Origin of the sequence: Bifidobacterium pseudocatenulatum DSM 20438 = JCM 1200 = LMG 10505 (assembly GCF_001025215.1) — a bacterium.
In the GTDB taxonomy this organism is placed as follows: domain Bacteria; phylum Actinomycetota; class Actinomycetes; order Actinomycetales; family Bifidobacteriaceae; genus Bifidobacterium; species Bifidobacterium pseudocatenulatum.
Window position 1 is genome coordinate 1,563,125 of record NZ_AP012330.1, and the last position, 22,683, is coordinate 1,585,807.

The 22,683-nt window shown below is 55.7% G+C and carries 18 protein-coding genes; 3 read left to right on the forward strand and 15 right to left on the reverse strand.

From position 1 onward, the window contains the following. Positions 1–13: 13 nt before the first annotated feature. The 15 genes from BBPC_RS06565 to BBPC_RS06635 form a co-directional block, all read right to left on the reverse strand. Positions 14–1,672: a DivIVA domain-containing protein gene (locus tag BBPC_RS06565; RefSeq protein WP_034878100.1), complete on the reverse strand. Its 1,659-nt coding sequence runs from the start codon at positions 1,670–1,672 to the stop codon at positions 14–16. A gap of 108 nt (positions 1,673–1,780) precedes the next feature. Further along, positions 1,781–2,062, reverse strand: coding sequence for a YggT family protein (locus tag BBPC_RS06570; protein ID WP_004220689.1), 282 nt, complete (start codon positions 2,060–2,062; stop codon positions 1,781–1,783). 93 nt (positions 2,063–2,155) lie between these two features. Beyond that, positions 2,156–2,635, reverse strand: coding sequence for a cell division protein SepF (locus BBPC_RS06575; protein ID WP_004220690.1), 480 nt, complete (start codon positions 2,633–2,635; stop codon positions 2,156–2,158). Positions 2,636–2,665: 30 nt separating this feature from the next. Beyond that, positions 2,666–3,910, reverse strand: a complete 1,245-nt coding sequence (ftsZ, locus tag BBPC_RS06580) for a cell division protein FtsZ (RefSeq protein WP_004220691.1) — start codon at positions 3,908–3,910, stop codon at positions 2,666–2,668. A 177-nt stretch (positions 3,911–4,087) separates the two neighbouring features. Further along, positions 4,088–5,317 carry a tRNA dihydrouridine synthase DusB gene (dusB, locus tag BBPC_RS06585; RefSeq protein ID WP_004220692.1) on the reverse strand — a complete coding sequence of 410 codons (1,230 nt, stop codon included), beginning with the start codon at positions 5,315–5,317 and terminating at the stop codon, positions 4,088–4,090. Positions 5,318–5,346: 29 nt separating this feature from the next. Further along, complete coding sequence (locus BBPC_RS06590; protein WP_004220693.1) at positions 5,347–6,822, reverse strand: glycine--tRNA ligase; 1,476 nt, start codon at positions 6,820–6,822, stop codon at positions 5,347–5,349. Positions 6,823–6,903: 81 nt separating this feature from the next. Continuing rightward, positions 6,904–7,515 (reverse strand): type 4a pilus biogenesis protein PilO, encoded by a 612-nt coding sequence (pilO, locus tag BBPC_RS06595; protein WP_004220695.1) that lies wholly within the window; start codon positions 7,513–7,515, stop codon positions 6,904–6,906. A gap of 12 nt (positions 7,516–7,527) precedes the next feature. Next, positions 7,528–8,496: a hypothetical protein gene (locus BBPC_RS06600; protein ID WP_004220697.1), complete on the reverse strand. Its 969-nt coding sequence runs from the start codon at positions 8,494–8,496 to the stop codon at positions 7,528–7,530. Between the two features lie 7 nt (positions 8,497–8,503). Next, on the reverse strand, positions 8,504–9,550 hold the full coding sequence (gene pilM / locus BBPC_RS06605; protein WP_004220700.1) for a type IV pilus assembly protein PilM: 1,047 nt from the start codon (positions 9,548–9,550) through the stop codon (positions 8,504–8,506). Between the two features lie 46 nt (positions 9,551–9,596). Further along, positions 9,597–10,421 (reverse strand): prepilin peptidase, encoded by an 825-nt coding sequence (locus BBPC_RS06610; protein ID WP_022244702.1) that lies wholly within the window; start codon positions 10,419–10,421, stop codon positions 9,597–9,599. Positions 10,422–10,445: 24 nt separating this feature from the next. Continuing rightward, entirely contained in the window at positions 10,446–12,821 is a 2,376-nt protein-coding gene (locus BBPC_RS06615) for a hypothetical protein (protein WP_022244703.1), read from the reverse strand. Between the two features lie 21 nt (positions 12,822–12,842). Further along, the gene (locus BBPC_RS06620) at positions 12,843–14,117 is read right to left on the reverse strand and encodes a type II secretion system F family protein (protein WP_004220706.1); all 1,275 of its coding nucleotides are present in this window, start codon (positions 14,115–14,117) and stop codon (positions 12,843–12,845) included. 123 nt (positions 14,118–14,240) lie between these two features. After that, positions 14,241–14,687, reverse strand: coding sequence for a type IV pilin protein (locus tag BBPC_RS06625; RefSeq protein WP_022244705.1), 447 nt, complete (start codon positions 14,685–14,687; stop codon positions 14,241–14,243). Between the two features lie 514 nt (positions 14,688–15,201). Beyond that, a complete protein-coding gene (locus tag BBPC_RS06630; protein ID WP_022244706.1) occupies positions 15,202–15,864 on the reverse strand; it encodes a PulJ/GspJ family protein in 663 nt (220 codons plus the stop codon). A gap of 12 nt (positions 15,865–15,876) precedes the next feature. Beyond that, positions 15,877–16,662: a type IV pilus modification PilV family protein gene (locus tag BBPC_RS06635; protein WP_022244707.1), complete on the reverse strand. Its 786-nt coding sequence runs from the start codon at positions 16,660–16,662 to the stop codon at positions 15,877–15,879. A gap of 336 nt (positions 16,663–16,998) precedes the next feature. Between BBPC_RS06635 and BBPC_RS06640 the strand changes: the two genes are divergently transcribed. The 3 genes from BBPC_RS06640 to BBPC_RS06650 are packed head-to-tail and all read left to right on the forward strand — an operon-like array spanning position 16,999 to position 22,593. After that, positions 16,999–18,756: a GspE/PulE family protein gene (locus tag BBPC_RS06640; protein WP_022244708.1), complete on the forward strand. Its 1,758-nt coding sequence runs from the start codon at positions 16,999–17,001 to the stop codon at positions 18,754–18,756. A 46-nt stretch (positions 18,757–18,802) separates the two neighbouring features. Next, complete coding sequence (locus tag BBPC_RS09380) at positions 18,803–20,743, forward strand: type IV pilus twitching motility protein PilT (protein WP_227572309.1); 1,941 nt, start codon at positions 18,803–18,805, stop codon at positions 20,741–20,743. A gap of 35 nt (positions 20,744–20,778) precedes the next feature. After that, positions 20,779–22,593 (forward strand): hypothetical protein, encoded by a 1,815-nt coding sequence (locus BBPC_RS06650; RefSeq protein WP_004220721.1) that lies wholly within the window; start codon positions 20,779–20,781, stop codon positions 22,591–22,593. Positions 22,594–22,683: the final 90 nt, after the last annotated feature.

A 22,683-nucleotide genomic window follows, 5' to 3' on the forward strand; every position in this document is an offset into this window, starting at 1 on the left:
ACACAGCCTAATCTCAGTCGTCCTGGGAGTCCTGATCATAGTTGTTCGTGTCGGACACCTGGGACACGAGCTGGCCGAGGAATTCGGTAAGACGTGCACGGTATTCGGTTTCGAACTGCTTGAGGCCCTGAATGTTGCCTTCGATGACCTTGGTCTGCGCTTCGAGATTGTCGCGGACCTGCTGGGCGTAGTCGTCGGCTGCGGTACGGGTCTTCGAATCGTAGTCGAAGGCGCGCTTCTGCACTTCGGACTCGTATTCGTCGGCTTCGTTGTGCTTCGTGGAGAAGTAGGTATCACCATCCTGGGTCTTCTGAGCAAGGTAGGCGTCGCCTTCCTGAGTCTTCTGATCCAAGTAGGCATCACCCTCCTGCGTCTTCTGAGCAAGATAGGCGTCGCCTTCCTGAGTCTTCTGATCCAAGTAGGCATCACCCTCCTGCGTCTTCTGAGCAAGATAGGCGTTACCTTCCTGAGTCTTCTGATCCAAGTAAGCATTACCTTCCTGAGTGCGCTGCGCCAGATAGTCATCGCCTTCCTGAGCACGCTTGGTCAGATAGGCATCGCCTTCCTGAGTCTTCTGGTTCAAGTAGCCATCAGCCTTGGCACGAGTGTCAGCCAAATACTGATCGGCTTCGGAACGGGTGCCTTCGGAGTAGTTGTCGGCTTCGGTGCGAGTGCGGTTGGAGTAATCGTTGGCATTGCCGATGAGCTCATCGTACCTACGCTGGGACTCGTCGGTGATTTCCTTAGCCTTGGCTTTGCCCTTGTCGACGTACTGGTCGTGCAGCTGCATAGCCAGGGTCAGCATGGCGGTGGCACGCTCCGGCTCCGTGTTGGCGCTGGCTGCGGCTCCTGCAATCTTCTGCAGGCTTCCGGTTTCGGTACTCGGTTCGACCTTGGCGACCTGCTCGCGCAGCTGGGCTTCACGCTGCTGCGATTCCTGCAGCTGCTGTGCAAGCTGCTGAATCTGCGCGGCCTGCTGCTGGGCACGCTCATCCTGCTGCTGGGACTGTGCCGCATGCTGCTGCGTGAGCTGCTGAGCTTGGGCGACCTGCTCCTGAGCCTCTTCAAGCCTTGCATTGAGCTGCTGGATCTCAGCCGCCTGCTGCTGGGCCACCACAACCTGCTGCTGTGCGGAAGCCAGCTGACGGGACAGGTCTTCGGTCTGTGCACGGAATGCGTCGCGCTCATGCTGCATGGAGGTCAGCTGTTCGCCCAGATCCGCCTGGCCTGCAGCTTCAGCCGCCTGTGCGGTGAGCTGGTCGACCTGTGCGGACAGGCGATCCACCTGACCCTTGAGCTGTTCGTTCTGAGCCGACAGAGCACGGTTGCTTTCCTCAGCCTCGGTGAGCTTGGCTGCTGCGACCTGTGCGGCCTGAGCTGCCTGATCACCAGCGCCAGCTGCCTGCTCGGAGGCGGACTTCAATGTCGCGTTCTCCTGCTGCAGGGACTGAACCTGGGCGCTGAGCTCGGAAATCTTGGAGTTGAGCCCCGCAACATCCGGGCCGAGGGACTGAGTAGCCTGGCCGCTGGCAACCGCCTGCTTGCCAAGGGCCTCCACCGTCTCGGTTACCTGATCGAGAAAATCGTCGACTTCATCGACGTCATACCCCTCCTTGAACCTCACGGTCTGGAAGGTATGCTCTCTGATATCTTTCGGCGTCAACAGAGCCATAAATCTTACACCTCGCTTTGGGCTTGATGCCTTGCTGTTGTTGCTTTCATTGTTCGACTCTAGCACGGGACCACCGATTTTTTGCGAAAAATCGGCATTTGACATACATTAAATGAGGAAATCAATAGCAATGAGAATGAAATAAAGAACGATGAATGCCACATCGAAGTAGATGGGACCCAATGGAATAGGGCGGATATATTGGCGTAGCCAGCGCAGTGGGGGCTCCGTCAACTGGTAAACCGCGTCGATCAACGACGACACCAACCCCCGTGGACGCCATGCCGATGCCAACACAGCAACCCAATCGAGAATCATGCGAATGAACAGCACCAGAATGTAGGCATTCACCAAAAAGTGGACGATGCTACCGATCAAAGACAAAATCATGGGGCACCACCTTAGCAACAGAACATAACAAAGCCCCCATCACGGGTGACGGAGGCTTCATGCAGTCTGCTTTCGCAACGGCTTTCGTCTATATCAGTCGGCGAACAAATCGTGCGACGAGTTATTCGCCTGCGGTTCCTCAACCTTGATGTTCACCTGAGCTGGGCTCAGCAGGAACACGCGCGGAGTGACACGTTCGATGGAGCCACGCACGCCAAAAACCACACCCGCGGAAAAGTCCACAATGCGATACGCCACGGCCTCGGCCACACCGGTCAGGTTCAGCACCACCGGAACGCCGTCGCGAATGGCACGTCCGACCAGCTGAGCGTCCTCATAGGATTTCGGGTGAATCGTGGTGATACGGCTCACCCTTCCGCCTTGGAACGGGTTGGCTTTGGTCTGCTCGCGCGGTGCGGACGTCGCGGCAGGAGTCGAAGCCATCGGGGTCACGGAATGGTCGGAATCGAACGAGGTTTCGCTGCTCTCAGCCTCTTCGTTGAAATCCTCGTCACCTTCGGCAACGTCGGTCATGCCCAAATAGGACATCGCGCTTTTCATAAAACCTGCCATGAACGATCCTTTCGCGTCTTCGCGTTGCTTTTAGCGCAGGAAATCCGGAATATCCAAATCGCCGGCATCGTTCGAAGACACCACTTCATGCTCGGTGGTCTGGTCGAATGACGGAACGACGGGTTCCGGAGTGGACGGAATATAAGTGGACAGCGGCTGCACCTTCGGGGCTTCCGGAGTCTGAATAAGCTGAGGCTGGGGCTGCTGCGGAACCGCCGCTGCCCTCGGGGCTGCGGACAACGCCGACAGCGGCACCGTGCTTTCCGCAGGCTCTGCCTGCTTCTGGGCTTCAGCCTGAGCCGCCTTCTTGGAGTTGGCATCAAAGCCTGCTGCGATAACGGTGACACGCACTTCGTCGCCGTAAGCGTCGTCGAGGGAAAGACCCCAGATGATCTGTGCTTCCGGATGGATGGCCTTGCCCACCAGCTGGGTGGCGGCGGCCGCTTCCTGCAACTTCAGATCGGACGGGCCGGCGATATTGATCAGCGCGCCGTGGGCACCCTCGATGCTTTCTTCCAGCAGCGGCGAGCTGATGGCGATTTCAGCTGCCTGGGTGGCGCGATCCTCGCCTCGTGCGGAACCGATGCCGAACAGTGCGGTGCCCGCGCCACGCAGAATAGCGTTGACATCGTTGAAGTCGACGTGAATGTACGAGTTCGAAGAAATCAGGTCGGTGATGCCCTGCACGCCGGCCAGCAAGGCGGTGTCGGCGGTCTTGAACGCATCGACGATGCCGATGGTGCGATCGGAAAGCTCAAGCAGTCGATCGTTCGGAATCACGATCAGCGCATCGACTTCCTTGCGCAGATTCTCAATGCCAAGTGCTGCGGAAGCCGCACGCTGGGGACCTTCAAAGCTGAACGGGCGGGTAACCACCGCAATGGTCAGGGCACCCTGCTGATGCGCGGCGCGAGCCACGATCGGGCTTGCACCGGTACCGGTGCCACCACCCTCACCGCAGGTCACGAACACCATATCGGCGCCCTTGAGCGATTCCTCGATATCGGACTGATGATCCTGAGCGGCCTTGGCACCCTTCTCCGGGTCGGCACCTGCGCCAAGCCCGCGGCTGGTGGCATCGTTCAAGGAGATCTTGACATCGGCGTCGGAACGCATCAGGTCCTTCGCGTCGGTATTGATCGCAATGAATTCAACACTTTGAAGACCCTCGGCAATCATGCGATTGACGGCATTACCGCCAGCTCCACCAACACCGACAACCTTGATATTCGTTTTGTCGTTGAAATTGTCAGTCTGGGCAATCTCGCTCACCATAGTCTCCTGTCACTCGCGTTTACGCACAACTTTATCGCAGACACGCTGCAGTACGCGCACTTTTCGCCGTGTGTAACGGCGTTTTTTCACTTTTTTATTGCTAACGTGTTCATTTCGCCTGCGATTTACCCTCTTTCGGTGCCCCCACGACGATTTAACCACATCAGCATGTCATATTCAATAGCTGGCGTCCATAGGGTCATCCCCAAACAACGCCTGACGTTCATCATGCGTTGTTTCCCGTGATTCCAACCATCCGTAAGGCAGATGCACTTTCTTTGCGAAGCGCACGCGCCCCCTTGGCTTGTCGACCACTCGCTCGGGAAAACGGATGTTGGGATCCAGCTTGCCTATTTCGGCTCTGACATCCTCAAGATTTTCACATTCCATGAACGCGCGACGGGTGGAGCCTCCAACGGGGAATCCCTTGAGATACCACGCGATATGCTTACGCAGATCATGCACGGCCATCTGCTCATCGCCATCATAGAATTCGGTCAACAGTTCCGCATGGCGTTCAACCACACGGCACACATCTCCTAACGTGGGGTCAACACGCTTGTCGCTGCCAGCGAACGCATTCTTGATATCGGCGAACAGCCATGGCCTGCCTTGGCAGCCGCGGCCAATCGCAACGCCGGCGCAACCGGTTTCGGCAACCATGGCAAGCGCATCGTTCGCACCCCAAATATCGCCGTTGCCGAACACTGGAATGTCAAGCGCTTCGACCAGCTCGCCAATCCGGCTCCAGTCGGAGTGCCCGCCGTAATATTCGGCGGTGGTACGCGCGTGCAAGGTCACCGCCTTGCAGCCTTCCTCCTGCGCGATATGGCCCGCTTCCAAGAACGTTTCATGCTCATGGTCGATGCCGACGCGGATTTTAGCCGTCACCGGCACGTTGGCAGCATCGCAGACCTTGACCACACGCTGGATGATCTCGCGAAACAGATCCGTCTTCCACGGCAAAGCCGATCCGCCGCCGCGTCGGGTCACTTTCGGCACGGGGCATCCGAAGTTCAGATCGACATGGTCGGCCATGTTTTCGTCGATGACGATTTTCGCGGCCTGTTCCACGATCGCCGGGTTCACACCGTACAGTTGCAGCGAACGGATTTTCTCGCTCGGCGCGAAATGGCACAACCGCAACGCTTTGGGATTGCGTGCGACCAACGCGCGCGCGGTGATCATTTCGGCCACGTATAGACCGTCCGGTCCGTAGCTTTCGCAAATCACGCGGAACGGCCAGTTGGTAACGCCCGCCATAGGCGAAAGCACCACCGGGGTTTCAACGTGTACCGGCCCTAAATCAACAGGCTTCATAACCGGAGGAACCGACGGCCTCACCGCGTCGGTACGCGGGTCGAGCACGTCGGATTCCTCGTAAGCAGTCACAATGCTATCTGGCATAAGAACGCTATGGTAACCAGTATCCAGCTTTAATACAAGCCACCGGCTTCGGCGATCTTGACGGACTCAGGCCAAGCCTCGCCGCCCATCTCAACCGGCACCTGCGGGTAACGTACATGCTTCTCGCCAATACGTGCGGCCACATAATCAGCCACCTTGTCGAGTGCGACGCGCTCCTGCTGCATGGTATCACGTTCGCGAATGGTGACGGCCTGATCGTCAAGCGTGTCGAAGTCGACGGTGATGCACAGCGGGGTGCCGATTTCGTCTTCACGGCGATAGCGACGACCGATCGCACCGGCCTCGTCATAGTCGATCATCCAGTCATGCTGACGCAAATCGGCGGCCAGATCGTGTGCCACGGTCTGCAATTCCGGCTTCTTGCTCAACGGCAGTACAGCGGCCTTGACCGGAGCCAAGCGCGGATCAAGGCGAAGCACGGTGCGCTTATCGACGCCGCCCTTGGTATTCGGGGCCTCGTCAACGTCGTAGGCGTCAACAAGGAAGGCCATGAGGGAACGGGTCAGGCCGGCGGCCGGTTCGATGACGTACGGCACGTATTTTTCGCCGGTGGCCTGGTTGAAGTAGCTCAGATCCTCGCCGGAATGCTTGGCATGCGCGGAAAGATCGAAGTCGGTACGGTTGGCGACGCCTTCAAGCTCGCCCCAATCGGAACCCTGGAAGCCGAACTTGTATTCGATGTCGACGGTACGCTTCGAATAGTGGGCCAGCTTCTCCTTCGGATGCTCATAATGGCGCAGGTTCTCCGGCTTCACACCAAGGTCGATGTACCACTGGGTACGCGCGTCGATCCAGTACTGGTGCCATTCCTCATCGGTGCCCGGAGCCACGAAGAATTCCATTTCCATCTGCTCGAACTCGCGGGTGCGGAAGATGAAGTTGCCCGGAGTGATCTCGTTACGGAAGGACTTGCCCATGTTGGCGATGCCGAACGGCGGCTTGGAACGCGAAGAAGTCATCACGTTCTTGAAGTCCACGAAAATGCCCTGTGCGGTTTCCGGACGCAGGTAGTGCAGCGAGTTCTCGTCTTCGACCGGTCCGAGGTGGGTGCGCAGCATCATGTTGAAGTCGCGCGGTTCGGTCCAGTTGCCACGGGTGCCGCAATCCGGGCACACAATGTCTTTCAGGCCGTTTTCCGGCAGCTTGTCGCCATGCTTTTCGGCATAGGATTCCTCAAGCTTGTCGGCGCGGTGGCGCTTGTGGCAGTTGAGGCATTCGATCAGCGGATCGTTGAACACGGACACGTGACCGGAAGCCACCCACACGGCCGGCGGAAGAATAATGGACGTGTCAACGCCCACCACGTCGCCACGGGTGACGACCATGGAACGCCACCATTCGCGCTTGATATTGTCTTTCAGCGCAACGCCGAGCGGACCGTAATCCCACGCGGAACGGGTTCCACCATAGATTTCACCGGCGGGAAAAACAAAGCCACGACGCTTGGCGAGGGATACGACTTCATCGAGTTTGGATACAGCCACAATGCACCTTCTGGTTTGAACGGTTTGGGGTCTTTACAAGCGCAAAGCCTACCTTTACGCGGTGACAGAACACCACCCGCGTTACTGTTTCGTGGCGTTCTCGTCTTCAACCGTGTCGTTGTCGAGCAATAGCGACCAGATCTTGCAATCGATCACCACGGCATTTTTCGTTTCGTCACCGTTTCTGTCAAGTGTGTAGGTCACATTTTCCGGCACGGCGATACGGTTGATGTTCTGCACGGATGCCACGAAATTACGCATGGCATCATAGCTTCCCGTGGCGGTAATACTTACCGACACCTGCACCAGCTGACCGGCTTGAATGGTACCTTGCATTTCAGCTGGAATGTCGGCGTCGACCGCATCATCGAAATTCACCGATTTGATGGCGACGCCGGTTCCCGCAGCGGACGCATCCAACGAATTGATGAATTCCTGCTGGTTATAGCCGTCTGGAATCTGCCGCTGCAACTGGCGCAAACGGTCTTTCTGCAGGCCGATCGTTTCGCTGGCGATGCGTAATGTTTCGATTTCGTCGCGTGTTTCCTTATTGTTCTCATCGATTTGCGCAGTTTGCGCGTCGGATGATTTGATATGGCTGATTTGCGGGGAAACGCCGACCAGCCATGTCAGCATGATGACGAAGACAATACCTGCGGCCAATGCGATCCATGCGATTTTATGCTTGTTCATGATTGCTCCCGATCATTCATTGGATGTTTCGTCAGTTGCGGTCGCGCTGTCGGTAGTATCAGTCGACTCCCCTGCCGCGGCTTTGTTCAGGCTGTCGCGTAGCTGCTGCTGCAATGCTCGGTTGGCTTCGTCAGCACCGGCCGCGTTGTCGCTTCGTGACGTGGTATTGGTATCCATCTTCAACGACACCGTTCCCGTGTATGTATAGGTGGTGCCGTTTTCATCGCTGTTTTCGGTAATGGAACTCACATAGCCTGTTTTATAGGTAGGAATTGCAGCAAAATTACCGATAAAATCTTTTGCAGATATGAAATCTGGAGAAAGAACGGTAAAATCAACGGAAATCACACCATTCCCAGACCATACTGAAGATGTAGCGCTATGCGAAGAAGCGTCAGACCCGCCAATCTGGAAGCTGCTCAACGACAGGTTCGTGTACTGGCCTCCGGCTGGCAGCGCGCCATTGAGCGAATCCACCACCTTCATCCAATCCATTTCGTCGTAGAGCGCGGCGATACGTGACCTTTGCGAATCGGACAGCGAGTTCAACGTGTCTTCCACGTCTTTGAATTCCGCCTTTTCCTTCTGCAACGACAGGGTTTTCGCCTGTGCCTCCTCCACGCGATGGTCGGCCCAGCTCACGCGCACCGCCATGCCCGCGCTGATGGCAATGGCCGCAACCACCACCACGATAAGCACGTATGACAGCAAGTATTTGATGGCACGATCACGGTTGAGCGTCACGATGGAACGTGGCAGCAGGTTGGCGCGCACATTCCATTCGGCGGGCAGATCAGCCTTTTTGGAGGTTTTCGAACTGCTCGCACGCAGCGCTTTGCCGATGTCGGAAATATTCATCGACAAAATCGAGGTTTTCTCGCCATCACTGGTTTCAGGATTCGGATTATCCTTGATTTTGCCGCGTCGACCGCGGTGGGAGCTGCCGATCTGCTTCATGCTTCCGTTGTTTTTTCTGCTCATCGTCCGTTCACCTCGGCTTCTTTCCGATTACCAGTCCAAGCACTGCGCCCAAATCGATCGCGTGCGCCATGATGTTCTGCCGTTCCACTTCTTTGGAAAGCCGGAAACGGATGAAGGGGTCGCCGATCCGCACCACTTTGTTGATGGAACTGGCCAATACCGGCGGCAGTCCGATCAGCCGTGCGCCGGTTCCGGTAAGCACCACGCCGCTGATGGTGCCGCCCGCATGGTCCACGTCGTACAGGTTGAGCGTATTGCGGATGCCGACGATCAGCTGCGCCGTGGTTTCGCGGATGACTTCCTCGGCTTTTTCGAGTCGTTCGTCGCCGGTCACGTTTTGCAGGCCGATCTGGTTTTTGATGCGTTCGGCGTCTTCGAATGAGATACTGAGCGCGTTGGCGATGGCGTCAGTCACGTCATCCGCGCCGGATGGCACGACGCGCATGTAGGCGGGCTGCCCGTTTTCGAGCACGATCACGTCGGTGCCGTTGCCGCTGATGTTGACCACCGCTTCGGTCTGCTGCTGGTTGGTGTCGGCGAACAGTCTGGCAAGCGCGAACGGGCCCGCATCGATCGATGTGATCACAAATCCCGCGTCTTCGGCTGTGCGCGCGGTTTTTTCCAATCCGTTACGCAATGTCGCCACGAGTATGCCGTGCAACTGTTTGCCTTGTTCGCTGTCGATGACGTTCAATGGCACGAAGTCGAGCTCGGATTCCTCAATAGGCAGCGGAATCATGCCTTTGGCTTGGAAAGGCAAGGTGGATTTCAGATCGTTCAGCGACATGTAGGGAAAGTCCGTCTCGCGAAACACCATGCGTCGGCTGGAGTAGACGAGAGCCGTGTCCTCGCGGGGGAATTTGAATCGCTTCACCAGTGTGTTCAGCAGTCCGGCCACCACATCATGGTCGACCACTTCGCCATCCACTACGGCTCCGTTCGGCAACGGGATCGCCTGGAAATGCTTGATGGTGGGCAGATCCGAATACGGGTCTGCTATGACCGCCGCACGGATGGCGTCGTTCGCGATCGACAGCGCCGTTATTGATCTCATGCTCTCTCCTTATATATAACGTGTTGCAGGTTGGCTGGGGATTGGTTCAGGCGAGTCCCGTCACTTGCAAGTACAGTGTGGCGATCGGAGCCCCGACGAATATGCCAAGCCATATGCCGAGCAGCATGGACGGTCCGAACGGTATGCCTCCATGCATATCGACTTTTTTGCCGATAATCAGCACAAGACTTAAGAATCCTCCAATAAAGAAGGCTGCGAACGCCCCGATGATGAATTGCGACCATCCGAGCCAGCCCGTAATCAAGCCAAGTATGAACGCAAGTTTGATATCGCCATCGCCCATGCCACCTTTCCATATGATGGAAAGCAATAGGTAGAACGCGCCGAGCACTATCGCACATATCACAGCGCGACCGAGCCTGTTCCACTCATTCGTACCGAGTGATGCCAAAGCCAGCAGTGCCAGTGTTGCAATCAGCGTTGGCAATAGCACAACATTGAGGATCAGATGATGGTCGAGATCAATGTATGCGATCACGATCGAAACCGCTGCGAATACGTAGAGTTCCGGCAATATCCATGGCGAATACGCGCCGAATAGCGCCCCCAAGGTGACGGCGAGGAACGACAGTCCGCCCAACGCTTCCACAATCGGGTAGCGTACGGCGATCGGCTCTTTGCAATGCCGGCATTTCGCGCCGAGCACCAGCCAAGAAATGATGGGAATATTGTCATACCATGCGATCGGGGCTTCGCAGTTCGGGCAGAAACTGCGTTTCGGATTTACCAAGCTGATGTGGTTGGGCACGCGCCAAATCACCACGTTCAGAAACGATCCGAAAATGCAGCCGATTACCAGCGATGCCACGAGTAGCAGCACCACAGTTGGCGTATCGTTCACAATGCTCATGTTCACATCCATCTCGCGCAGCGCTCACCATGCGATAGTGGACGGGTTCAGTTCTTTGGATGTCACGTAGCCTTTGGTGGAGGATGGCTCCAATGTGGTAGAACTACCACCGCCATAAATCACGCCGCCGCCTGAGCCGCCTGTTCCGAGGTTAACCGAGGCATTCCACACCTGCGATTTGATTTCTCGGTTCAAAAAGTCTCGTGACGATCCGCATTTGGCCATAATCACGTCGGCATGCCCGTCGATACGTCCGGAGTATGAGGGATTGCCGTCGATTTTGTCTCCCGGATACACTTCCGTCAGGCATTGACCGTTGAGTTGGAACGTACCTTTACTGTGCTCGTCAGACGCTTTTTCGTTGTATCGGGTGAATGTTGGCGCAGCCGAGCATTCCATAAGTTGGAATTTGCCCGAACCGCCGAACCCATAGCAACGCTTCGACCCGTTCACCATCGTCCAAATCTGCGTGTTCACGCCACTGCCGTCACTCGACGTGTCTTCAACATATTCGGCCTGATCGGTTTTACGCTTGGTGGAATCGGACACCCCGCAGTAGTCGATCTGATGCAGATCGGAAGATGATTGCGCCGGATTGCCATTGATGGTGTTGTGGTAGCAGTATGGGTTGAAATCACCGCCACCCACTCGGCAGGTTGACGTGTATGCGTCGAATCCGTCTTGCGATGACGAAATGCAGAATCCGGACGTTTCATTGACGATCTGCTTCGTGGCATAGCCGGCTTCTCCCGCCTGTCCGAACGATGCGGTGGCGTCTTCGAAATCACCGTTCACGTCGAACCAGGATTTCACGTCGGTGAGCGAATAATCCCACTTCGACACCATCAGGAAATGCGGAGTCAAATCGACAGCATCATCGACGTTGGACGCCCAGTGACCGCCGCTCAGATATTGAATAGTGGCGCCCACATTCGCCTTGTTGGAAACTTCCAGCACTTGGAAGCGCGTCTTCTTCTGCATTTGCACACCGCCAACGGCATAGCCTTGCGATTCCGGTAGAGACGCATCATACTTGTTCGCCTCATCGCGCACGCTATCTAGCTCGTTGTAGTAGCCCGCATTGATGAAACCGTTATAGAACGCCCACTTCTGGTATTTGTTGAGCAGGCTTGACGGATCGTTCTTTTCGTCTTGCTGCGCTTTCTTGTCAGGATCGGTGTAATAGTCGCTTTGGTAGTTGGGGCCGTACGACTCGCCGCATTTCTGCAATGTGGCGGCTCCTGCAGTGCCTCCGCCAACATGCGTAATGTCAGCTCCGGTAACGCACAATGTCAGATTGGATGCAGGGCGAATGGAATCATCCTTCCAATACACCCATGTGTTCAGGTCTTTGTAGGCGCCGTTGGCTTTGCACTGTTCCGTGTAATACAGGTCGTCGCTGCTGGAGTCTTTCTTATGCGCTTGCATAAGAATCACCAACGCCGATCCTTCCACCGGCTTGCCGTTCGGGTCAAGCATGGCGTCAAGCGTTTCGACCTTGTCTACAGGCTTGGTGGTGGCAAGCATGCAAGTTTGGTTTGCCGGATTCATAGTGATGGTATTGCTCATAGCGTCGGCCGCATTCTTGGAGCCAGGCTTGTTGACATAGTTCACCATGCCGGTCGGATCACCGTTCTCATCGACATCATATGAGGCGATTTCCTTCCAGGTCGGCTGGTTGGTACGGCGCTCGTTGTTTGGCGCTGCCGCGTAGAAGCCCATACCGAGACGTCCACCCTTGGTGGAGATCACGTAGCTGTCATCACCGCTCGCTGTCTCGAATTGGTAGATGGCGCTCATGGCTCGGCGCGCGCTGGTTTCCGTACCCGCGCTTCGCCCATTCGGATACCTGTTGATATACCCGTAGGAACGCACCCACGCATATTTCGCGTTCTTCAGCTCGCTTTCGGATGTGAGTCGTTTGGCCGGCGATGAGCTTGGATCGTCGTCATAATATCCGATTTGCACTCGGTACGAGATATCGTCTGGAGTGAACGAGCTCACGCCCGTTGCCGACACGTCGTTGCTGACTTCCGCATTGTTGAGCAGCACCGACCCGTCCGATGCTGTAGTGAAGGTCTCATCCAAGCTGGCATTGCCAGTGTTTGATGCGGTCGACGGTAGCAGTTTCTTATAGTCCTTGCTTGCTTCCGCTTCGCGCAGGAAACTCAATGCCACTTCGAGTCCAGATTCGGCGGCATACCCGACTTGCGCGTTCTCCTTATTATTCCTGTACGGCAATGCTTGCGAAAGCAGTATGGTCATTACCAGTGCCGACGTGGTGAGCACCACCATTACGAACAGTACCGCGAGCATCATGGCCGCGCCCCGCTCCCCCATGCGTTGGCGTAATCTGGCACGATACCTGCGGTTGAGTCCGGCCCACAATCCGTTCTTCATGTTCAACCTTCCCGTTTTCGCTTACGCTTGCCCGTTGATGGCGTCGAACATGGAGAACATCGGCATGTACAATGCCACCACCATGAAGCCGACCACGCTACCGAGCACCAGAATCATCAACGGTTCCAGCAGCGAAGTGAGCTGTTTGGCGATGGATTGCGCTTCTTCGTCATACGCTTTGCCCGCGCTGGCGAGCATCTGGTCGATGGCGCCGGAATCCTCACCGATCGCCACCATCTGCACCATCATGTTCGGGAACACTTTTTCGGTACCCATACTGTCCGCCAGCCTATAGCCGCGTTCCACGAGTCGAGACACTCGTTTGGACGCTTCGTCGATTACATAATTGCCGGATGTGGATCCGACAATGTCAAGCGCCTGCAGAATGGGCACGCCCGAAGCGAGCATGGATGTGAAATTGTTGCAGAATCGCGCCAATGCCACATTGGTGGTCAGTTTGCCGAACACGGGCGCCTTCAACGTGAACGGATCCCACCAGGTACGAATGATGTCTTTGTTGCGATTGCGCTTCCAAAACATGACGAACGCCACCGCGCACACAATGATCACGGGAATGCCAACCGGTGCGGTCTTGCCCATATCAACCATGATCTGCGTGACCCATGGCAGTTCCGCGCCCATCGACGCATACATGCTGTCGAACATGGGCACGATGGTCAGCAGCATCACGCCCACCAGCAGCACAGCAATGCCGAGCACCACCACCGGGTAAGCCAGTGCGCCTTTGATCTGACCTTGCAAACGCACGTCCGCTTCAAAGCTGTCGGCCACGGTAATCAGGGATTTGTCAAGGAAGCCGCCGGTTTCGCCGGCCCGCACCATGTTGATCATAATGGGCGGAAACAGATGGTCGGGATTATTGTCCATTGCTTCGGAAAACGATGATCCCGCCTCAACCTGCTGCATGCAGTCACGTACCGCATTGCGCAGTTTCACATTTCCGATTTGTTCAGTAACGATATTCAGTGCGCGAATCAGGGAGACGCCTGCCGCCACCATGGTGGCAAGCTGACGTGACATAACCGCGAAGTCTTTTTTGCTTGGATATTTTTCGAATGCTTTGATTTCAATATTGGTATTGAGACCGGTGCCTGCGTTCACGTCAACAAGTTCCGTTGGAATCAGACCGAGTTTATTCACGCGATCGATGGCCTGATCTCGCGTCTGCGCTTCGATAACGCCCTTCTGCTTGGTGCGGCCGTCAGCGGAAACACCCTTGTAACGCCACTTCTTGGTGCCGTTTTGAAATGCCACTTGCGCCTGTTCCCTGGCCATTACTCCCCCATGGAATGATTGACGAACAATGGAACGAATATGGATACGGAACAAGGTATCGGAGCGATACCTCATACGCTCCGATACCTTTAGTCCCACGCGAATTATTCGCTATGCCTTTTATTATTTAGTACCAGTCTTAGAGACGACACCGTTGGCCGAGTCATACAGGAAAATCGCTGTACCAGAGTTCTCGTTCTCGCCCTCGATAGTGTAGGAGTTATCTGCTTTACCGGTAATCTTCAGGGTAACACCCTCAGTTACGGTAATCGTATTGCCTCCAAGCGTGCAGCCCGTATTCTGGCTCTTACTGCACGTGGCCGTTGCACCATTAATCTCAGACGGAAGCTTGCCATTGTTGGCAGTGGACGCAGTTTCAACCACAAGGCTGGCGTTCTTGACGTCGGACTCGGTCTGGGAGTTCCAGGCCGACTTGCGCTGGTTCAGGTAGATCGGCACGGAGATGGCGGCGAGGATGCCGATGATGATGACCACCACGAGCAGCTCGACGAGGGTGAAGCCCTTTTCGCCCTTGGCGCGGCGGTTGAGTGCGTTGCGCACGCTCTTCATAATTGAATCCTTCTTTCCTTCGGGAAAGGTCGCCGCTCGCATCCCACGATGGAGCTTCGCGGCGTTCTTCTATCGATCGTCCCCTTATGGGGGCTGCTGGCTCACATAACCAACAGTCCTAACTTTATCCGCATTGACATCGTTTGCAGAACCATTATTCCGGCGTCAATCGTTTTACGAGCGTTTCATTTTCGATTCATTTTCCCCTCATCCTTCATCCGCACAAAAGCGCTTTAGTTTACCCCACAACCCCCTTCACAACCATCAAGCAAATCACACTTTTTCAAGCGGACACAAAAGGTACAACACAAAACCAAAATCGTGCAACAAAAAATACAACACCACAAATAGCTTGTTTTTCAGTACAATCGCTCAGCAAATCTTTGCAGTCACGTTTTTTTGAAAAAACTGGAATAACCACCCTTTTCGGGCGTGTCGCAGGGTGCTGACGGGGCGACAAAAACGGCTGGCTCCGTAAGGAACCAGCCGTCTGCCGCAAGACCTATCGGAACACTCAGACACACGGAGTGAAATCGATTGCAGTTCCACCCGATTTCACATTGCGTGCGGTGAACGACGTGGACGTATTCGACGTGACCGGCTTGCCGCTCACATACGACCCCGTCACCGGCGAATAACGCACCACCCGATTGGTGCCATCCACCGTGAATAATCGCGAGGCGAACATCGAATCATCAGACGTGCCTCCCGACTCGTTGTTCATTACCGACCCCAACACCGCGCGCGTGCTCCATGACGTGACGGACGCATCATACGGCTTCGTTTTTACCTTCACGCTACCGTAATCGCTTACCGTACCGTTCTTCCACGTGGCGTCCTGGTACGTGATCACCACGCACTGCTTCGCACCAGAATCCCCCGGAGTGACCATGGTGATCGTATGGTTCGTGGCGTCATACTCAACACCCTCCGCGTAGCGCACATACCGGTCGAGGCTTTGCACCGACGTGGCTATTTCCGTGGAAGACCTGCTTCGTATCGCATCCGCGCTGGTGGAATGCAGGTATTGCACGATCGCCGTGGTGAACATGGTGGAGACGATGGCGAAGATGAACAGCGACACCATCATCTCCACCAAGGTGACGCCGCTTTCACCGCGCGCCATACGTTGCGCGACGGCGCGAATACGCAGTTTTCCGCTTGTTGTTCCGCTCATTGCAACCCCTCACTAGATGATGAGCTTGTTGTCGACACCAATATCCAGCAGTTCCGACGTGGTGTACAGGCAGGTTTTGCCCTGATGCATGTTGTCGTCCCAGGTGACACCCACCACCACGCGGATCATGGGCATATACGTGTGCGCACCGAACGTGAACGCGCCCGATACCGTTTTGCCCGGATCCAGAATGTCGGCCGTAGCGCTTGTTGAGGTATTGGCCGTATAGCTCGTTGCGGAACTACGGGAAATGCCCAGCTGAGATGCGGTCTTGCACGAGATCTCGCCGCTGGCACGGAAACAGCGCTCCACCACCGTGTTCACCGTGTATTCGGTATGCTTGGCGTCCTTGCCCGCAGTGGCACGAACCGGCTGAATATACTTGCTCTTGTCTGGATCAGGCGAACTGGTATAGCTCAGATCCGCCAATTGCGACGCGATGGCGCCAACGTCGGAAAGATTCTTTTGCGCGGCGGTGACGGACGTTTCCCCCATGCCTTTGATGAGTTCATCGAGATATTGGTTGGCGTCTACATTGGCGATCTGCGCACGCATTCTTTCCATGCCGTCGTCGCCCAGCGACACGGCGGTGGACCGCTGCTGCTGCGCATATGACGTGCGAATGGCCGTAATGGCGAACTGTGCGGCGGCAAGTCCCGTAATGCTCAACACCACGATCGCCACCAGCACTTCCACCAACGTGAAGCCGGACTCGCCACGTTTTGGCAATCGATTGACGCGACTCGCCGCAACCCCTGAATCGGGGGCGTCTCCCGCTGTGCGCAAGCTGTACTCCATGAGCAGCTCCTTCACAAGATGCCACCCCATCATTGGAAGCGGCAGGAATTCGGCACGCAACCAAACGCGGTGCCATAAACATGAGTTACTGTATCACGATATTCTGCCAACGTTTTCACAGCAACATATTTCTCAAAAAACTTTGCCCCGATTAGCTTTTACCTGTTTTTGCGGCTACAATGCTGATTTAGCAGTACACAATACTGCAATCGTTGTAGCTCACATGACTTCGAACAACTGAACATCAGCCTCCCCACAAATGCTGCCGTTTGCTTGGGGTTTCATGTTATGCCGTATGACAGGCGCATAAGCGCGCATGCGGTGCAGGAGGTCATTATGAGCGACGCCGGTTCGGGAGGCCGTTTCCCCTTCCTCAGGCGAAACAAAAACAGCGACACGCCGAACGCTTTCCCGCAAAGTATGGATCCGATCGCGCCGACAACCGGCGAGATCCATCAGGTGTTCACGCCGAGCACACCACGCCATGCGGCAATGACAAGCGACGCCACCGGAGATTTTCCCGCCATGCCAACGTCCACCGAAGGCATGGACGAACAGACCGAACGCCAATATGCCATGGCGTTGGCGCAAGGCATGAGCCTGCCGTTCGTGGACCTCAATGAATACCAGATCGACAAAGAAGTCATCAGCATGGTTCCCGACGATCTGTGCCGACGCAACCAGCTTCTGCCGCTTTCCATCGTCAACGGGCGCATCGCCGTAGCCATGGCGAATCCGAAAAACTTCGCCGCGGTAGACGATGTTTCCGCAACAACCGGCATGCCCGTCATCGCCATGGTCGCCATGCCATCGCAGGTACGCGACTGCATCAACCGGTTCCTGCGCGCCAATGCGGAGTTGACCGAACTATCGCACGAGATCGCCGCGACCGCGAAAAAAGAAGTCGACCTTGAACAAGACGACAGCGAAGACGCCTCCCCCGTGGCACGCTTCGTAAGTCTGCTCATCAACCAGGCCATCGACGACCACTGCTCCGATATCCATATCGAACCGCAGGAAGACGGTCTGCTCGTACGCTACCGCATCGACGGCGTGTTGCATATCTTCCAAAAAGCGCCACGCGCCATGACCCAAGGTGTGATCAGCCGCATTAAGGTCATGGCCGAAATGGATATCGGCGAGCGCCGCAAGCCGCAGGATGGCCGTATTACCGTACGTCACAACGGTCAGAAGGTTGATCTTCGCGTGGCGGCATTGCCTACGGTGTGGGGCGAGAAAATCGTCATGCGTATTTTGAGCACGCCTTCGGGCAATCTCAAAGTGGAGGATCTAAATTTCAGCGAACGCAATTTCGATGTGTTTTCCAAAGCGTACAACCGCCCGTACGGCATGGTGTTGGTGACTGGTCCGACCGGTTCGGGTAAGTCGACCACGTTGTATGCGACGTTGGGCGATGTGGCCCGCCCGGAAATCAACATCATCACGGTTGAAGACCCTGTGGAATTCCGCATGGAGGGCATCAATCAGGTGCAGGTGAACAATAAGGCGGGTATGACCTTTGCCGCCGCGTTGCGTTCGATTCTTCGTGCCGATCCTGATGTGGTGCTGATCGGTGAGATTCGAGACGAGGAGACGGCGACCATTGCGATCGAGGCTTCGCTGACGGGCCATTTGGTGCTGTCCACGTTGCACACCAATGATGCTCCGAGTGCGGTGACGCGTTTGACGGAAATGGGCGTGGAACCGTTTTTGGTGAGCTCGTCGCTGGCTGCGGTGATGGCGCAGCGTCTGGCGAGGCGCCTGTGCAAGAAATGCCGGAAAGCCGATACGGCCACTCCCGTGGAGTTGAAGATGATGGGTGTGCCATATACGCCCGGCTCTCCGTTGCCGACCGTGTACCGTGCGATGGGTTGCCGTGAATGTTCCAACACCGGATATCACGGGCGTGTGGCCATTCAGCAGGTAATGGGCGTGGACACGCAGATGGAGGATTTGATCGCGCGTGGCGCCACGTCGCTGGAAATCGAGCAGGCGGCCAAGTCGAAAGGCATGACGTCGCTTCGTGAGGATGGCTGGCAGAAGGTTCTGCAAGGCATTACTTCCGTGGATGAAGTGCTTCGCGTGACCGTGTAGTTGTGTAATCGTGTGACCGCGTTTTCAACATATGTAAAGGACAATGATGACCGATATTGAACAGCAACCCGAGCTGAAAACCGAAATGAACACCGCGACGGATCCCGATGCGCAGCCGACTTGGGATGCGAACACCGATTTGTCTGGTTTGAAAGGTGTGACCATTCCCAGTACCGCTCCTTCATTCAACGAGGATCCGCGTAGGGGACGCCATTGGTCGCCCGACAATGCGATTCAGGCTGACGATGACAGTTTGCGCAGTATTTTCGCGTCGCTTGACGCCATGCCCGCGTTGCGGCATGGTTCCGGTACCGTTCCCGACCCCATGTCTAAGGCCGCGGTCGAGCAACAGCCGGCGGCCGAGCCTCAACAGAGCGCACAGCGGCAGTCTATGCAACAGTCAGCTGCCCCGCAAGCCGTTGCATCACAATCTGTAGCGGAACCGCAGCCCGCTCCGACACGGCCTGCGGAAACACCGCTCATTGCAGAACAACAGGAACTCTCCTACGACACCGCTTTTCCGGAAACCCCGGAAAACGAAGCCGTGGATCAGCAGAATCTGCAATTCGACGATGACGTGACGGAAGTCACCCCTGCATTCGAGTATCATGGACCGATCCAGCAAATCGACGGCGATCCGCCATCATTCATTCCAGGCGGCACGCCGTTCGCGCAACAGCCGGACGACTATGCGGCGTACGAGGAGAACGCGCAGACCATGCAGCCTTCCGCCATCAACCATATTGCGCAGCCTACGCCCGCTGCCAGACCGCAACCCAATATGAACAACAGGCTAATCGTGGATTTCATAGTGCCCGAAACCAATGATTCCGACGAGGACGCTGTTCCCGGACAACGCAGAATCAAAGCGCACCAGGTCAAAGAAACATTGCATGCCGAACATCCCGATGCGGATCCGGAATTCGTGGCTGCCATATGCCAGCTGGTGGAATTGAACGCGTCCGATCTTCATCTGGTGGTCAACGATCCGCCAATGCTGCGCGTGGATGGCAAGCTGCGCCCCGCCAAAGGGCTGAGCGTGTGGAACAAGGACCGCACGTATGAAGCCATCAAAGTGATGACCAACGAGCTGGAGATGGAACGGTTCAAAGACGATTTGGAACTTGATATTTCATTCTCCATCGGCGATCTGCTGCGATTCCGCGTCAACGTATACCGCGACCGTTTGGGCGTGTGCGCGGCATTACGAACCATTCCCACGGAAATCAAAACCGCGCAGGAGCTTGGTCTCGACCCGCATATCGCCGATCTGGCGTTACTGCCGCGTGGACTCGTGCTCGTATGCGGTCCGACCGGCTCCGGCAAATCCACCACGCTCGCCGCGATTGTCGACAGAGCGAATGCCGAACGCGCCGACCATATCATCACCATTGAAGACCCGATCGAATTCGTGCATCAACACAAGCGTTGCGTGATGAGCCAGCGTGAAGTGGGAACCGACACCAAAAGTTTCGCGGAAGCGCTTAAACGCGCGCTTCGTGAAGATCCCGACATTATCGAAGTGGGCGAGCTTCGAGACCTCGAAACCATTTCCACCGCGTTGACCGCCGTGGAAACCGGCCACTTGGTGTTCGCCACCCTGCACACGCAGGACGCCGGTTCGACCGTGGACCGTCTGATCGACGTGTACCCGGAAAATCAGCAGCAGCAGATTCGCGTGCAGGTGGCCTCCACTCTGCGCGCGGTGGTCGTGCAAACCCTGATTCCACGTGCCAGCGGGCATGGCCGCGCTCCTGCCACCGAAGTGATGATCAACACTCCGGCCGTGGCCGCGTTGATTCGCGGAGGCAAGGCGCATCAGATTCGTACCGTGCTGCAATCCGGCGAAAAGGAAGGCATGCATACGCTTGACCAAGATCTGGCGAGACTCGTCAACAAGGGCGTCATCACCTTCGAAGACGCTCTTGCCAAGGTGCAGGTCCTCGAGGAATTCGAAAAACTCTGCGGCGCCCGCTCCTCCTTCTAACCTCGCCGTACCCATACACCATCTTTACACCTATCATGAGCAACACAGCAGAAACACCAACCATCATCCAGCCCGACGTTTCGGCGAACCGCGTGACGAACCTTCGAAAAAGACTCTTCACCTGGTTCGCCGAACAACGGCTGCACTGCATTGTCTTCATCGCCTACGTGACAGTGACCGTCACCGTGTCGTGTTTTCACGAACCATGGTTTGATGAGGCGCAAGCTTGGCTGATCGCACGTGATTGCTCATGGAAGGAACTGCTTACCGTACGCACCCATTACGAAGGACACCCACCTCTTTGGTGGATGCTGCTTGCCATTCCCGCCAAACTTGGCATGCCTTACGAAATAGGATTGAAATCCCTCAATCTTATGTGCGCCGCGCTGATGATCTGGCTTTTGGAATTCAAAACGAAACTACCAGAATTACTAAAGGTAATACTGCCATTTTCCTATTTTCTTTGCTACCAGTATGGCGTAACTTCCAGACCATATGCGCTTATGATCGCCGCAATGCTGCTCATAGCCATCAATTGGAACAACCGCAACACCAAGCCATGGCCAGTCATACTCAGCATGATGCTGCTATGCGCCACGAGCTCTTACGGATTGGCAATCGCCGGCATGCTTGCCTTGAATTGGACGATTCAATTTCTCTGCGGCGAACGCTCGCTTATAAAAAACAAGCAGCGTTTCGCGGGACTTGTTCTGCTACTGGTATTCGCCATTATACTGCTCCTCAACGTACTCCCCGCACCCGGCACATACCACGGTGACTTTGACATACATGGCACTGCAACAACATCACCCGCATGGGTTTCCGTATTCAACACCTGGCTGGTAATGCCTTCCGAGACGTTGTTCACTTCAACCCTGTCGGATGGCAATATGCAGTTCATCGCTCTCACGCCAAGCGAGCTGTTTATGCCGTGCGTAATGTCATGCCTGATGTGGTGTTTTCTTATTCAGATTTGCCTACGCCGGAAAACCGCATCATTGCTGCTCACCACATACTTGGGTATAAGCGTTGCGTTCACCGCGCATCTTTCCATGCATCATGCGGGAATCATCTTGGGATTCTTCATCGCCATTCTCGCCATCGATTGCGATATCGAAAAAATCAATTCCAACGATTGGCCTCAGTGGATCCGTAATCTCAACAACCGTGTTATGACTCTTCTTGGACCGAAGAAAACGGAACGGTATCTCCGTTTCTTCAAAATCCTCGGTCTTATCTTCATGCTTGTCAGCGTGTATTGGACGGCAAGCGCCAGTATTTGCGATATTCGGTACGACTATTCGTCTTCCCGGGCGGTAGCGTCTTTTATCAAAACCAACCATTTGGAGCAATACCGTTGGATGGCAGGCTGGACACGCGTCAGCAAGAACGACACCGCTTCCAATCCAGAAATCAACAAAATCATCGACAAAGGCGGATATTGCGGCGGCACCGACTGCATCGACTACACTTCTTGGTACGGCAGCACCCTTATCGATTCAGCCCCTTACTTCGACCATACGCTTCTTGCCAATGCATACAAGGGACGAAGCTATTCGTCGTGGGAATGGTGCGTTGACCCCTATGCGGGAAAGAAAGACATCGAAACATGGAAATCGTGGGGCGAACCCGAATTCTACGACACTCTGTATCAGCCATTTTTCTTCTCCGACCTTGGTTACGACAGAAACCATTACACGAAAATCAAAATCGCCGAAACCAAGACACCTTGGAAAAGCACATGGTCGGAAGGCGCCTGCGAAATTTACGTGCGCAACGACATTTACGAGAACGTATTGCATTCGCCCGATCCTGGAATCGACTGGCCCGACGGCGCAACGCGCAGATAACAAGTGGACCGGCATCCAACTGGAACGTGTCGATTGTTCGTTTATGCAAAACGTGCCACTGTCAGCACCTTTGTATAGGTTAGATATGTT

What these genes read in the sequence shown, in the direction of transcription:
- BBPC_RS06620 (WP_004220706.1), bottom strand. Translation starts at nt 14,117, where the DNA reads ATGGCCAGGGAACAGGCGCAAGTGGCATTTCAAAACGGCACCAAGAAG.
- BBPC_RS06625 (WP_022244705.1), bottom strand. Translation starts at nt 14,687, where the DNA reads ATGAAGAGCGTGCGCAACGCACTCAACCGCCGCGCCAAGGGCGAAAAG.
- BBPC_RS06635 (WP_022244707.1), bottom strand. Translation starts at nt 16,662, where the DNA reads ATGGAGTACAGCTTGCGCACAGCGGGAGACGCCCCCGATTCAGGGGTT.
- BBPC_RS06565 (WP_034878100.1), bottom strand. Translation starts at nt 1,672, where the DNA reads ATGGCTCTGTTGACGCCGAAAGATATCAGAGAGCATACCTTCCAGACC.
- pilM (WP_004220700.1), bottom strand. Translation starts at nt 9,550, where the DNA reads ATGAGATCAATAACGGCGCTGTCGATCGCGAACGACGCCATCCGTGCG.
- pilO (WP_004220695.1), bottom strand. Translation starts at nt 7,515, where the DNA reads ATGAACAAGCATAAAATCGCATGGATCGCATTGGCCGCAGGTATTGTC.
- BBPC_RS06615 (WP_022244703.1), bottom strand. Translation starts at nt 12,821, where the DNA reads ATGAAGAACGGATTGTGGGCCGGACTCAACCGCAGGTATCGTGCCAGA.
- BBPC_RS09380 (WP_227572309.1), top strand. Translation starts at nt 18,803, where the DNA reads ATGACCGATATTGAACAGCAACCCGAGCTGAAAACCGAAATGAACACC.
- BBPC_RS06575 (WP_004220690.1), bottom strand. Translation starts at nt 2,635, where the DNA reads ATGGCAGGTTTTATGAAAAGCGCGATGTCCTATTTGGGCATGACCGAC.
- BBPC_RS06610 (WP_022244702.1), bottom strand. Translation starts at nt 10,421, where the DNA reads ATGAGCATTGTGAACGATACGCCAACTGTGGTGCTGCTACTCGTGGCA.
- BBPC_RS06600 (WP_004220697.1), bottom strand. Translation starts at nt 8,496, where the DNA reads ATGAGCAGAAAAAACAACGGAAGCATGAAGCAGATCGGCAGCTCCCAC.
- BBPC_RS06640 (WP_022244708.1), top strand. Translation starts at nt 16,999, where the DNA reads ATGAGCGACGCCGGTTCGGGAGGCCGTTTCCCCTTCCTCAGGCGAAAC.
- BBPC_RS06570 (WP_004220689.1), bottom strand. Translation starts at nt 2,062, where the DNA reads ATGATTTTGTCTTTGATCGGTAGCATCGTCCACTTTTTGGTGAATGCC.
- BBPC_RS06650 (WP_004220721.1), top strand. Translation starts at nt 20,779, where the DNA reads ATGAGCAACACAGCAGAAACACCAACCATCATCCAGCCCGACGTTTCG.
- dusB (WP_004220692.1), bottom strand. Translation starts at nt 5,317, where the DNA reads ATGCCAGATAGCATTGTGACTGCTTACGAGGAATCCGACGTGCTCGAC.
- ftsZ (WP_004220691.1), bottom strand. Translation starts at nt 3,910, where the DNA reads ATGGTGAGCGAGATTGCCCAGACTGACAATTTCAACGACAAAACGAAT.
- BBPC_RS06630 (WP_022244706.1), bottom strand. Translation starts at nt 15,864, where the DNA reads ATGAGCGGAACAACAAGCGGAAAACTGCGTATTCGCGCCGTCGCGCAA.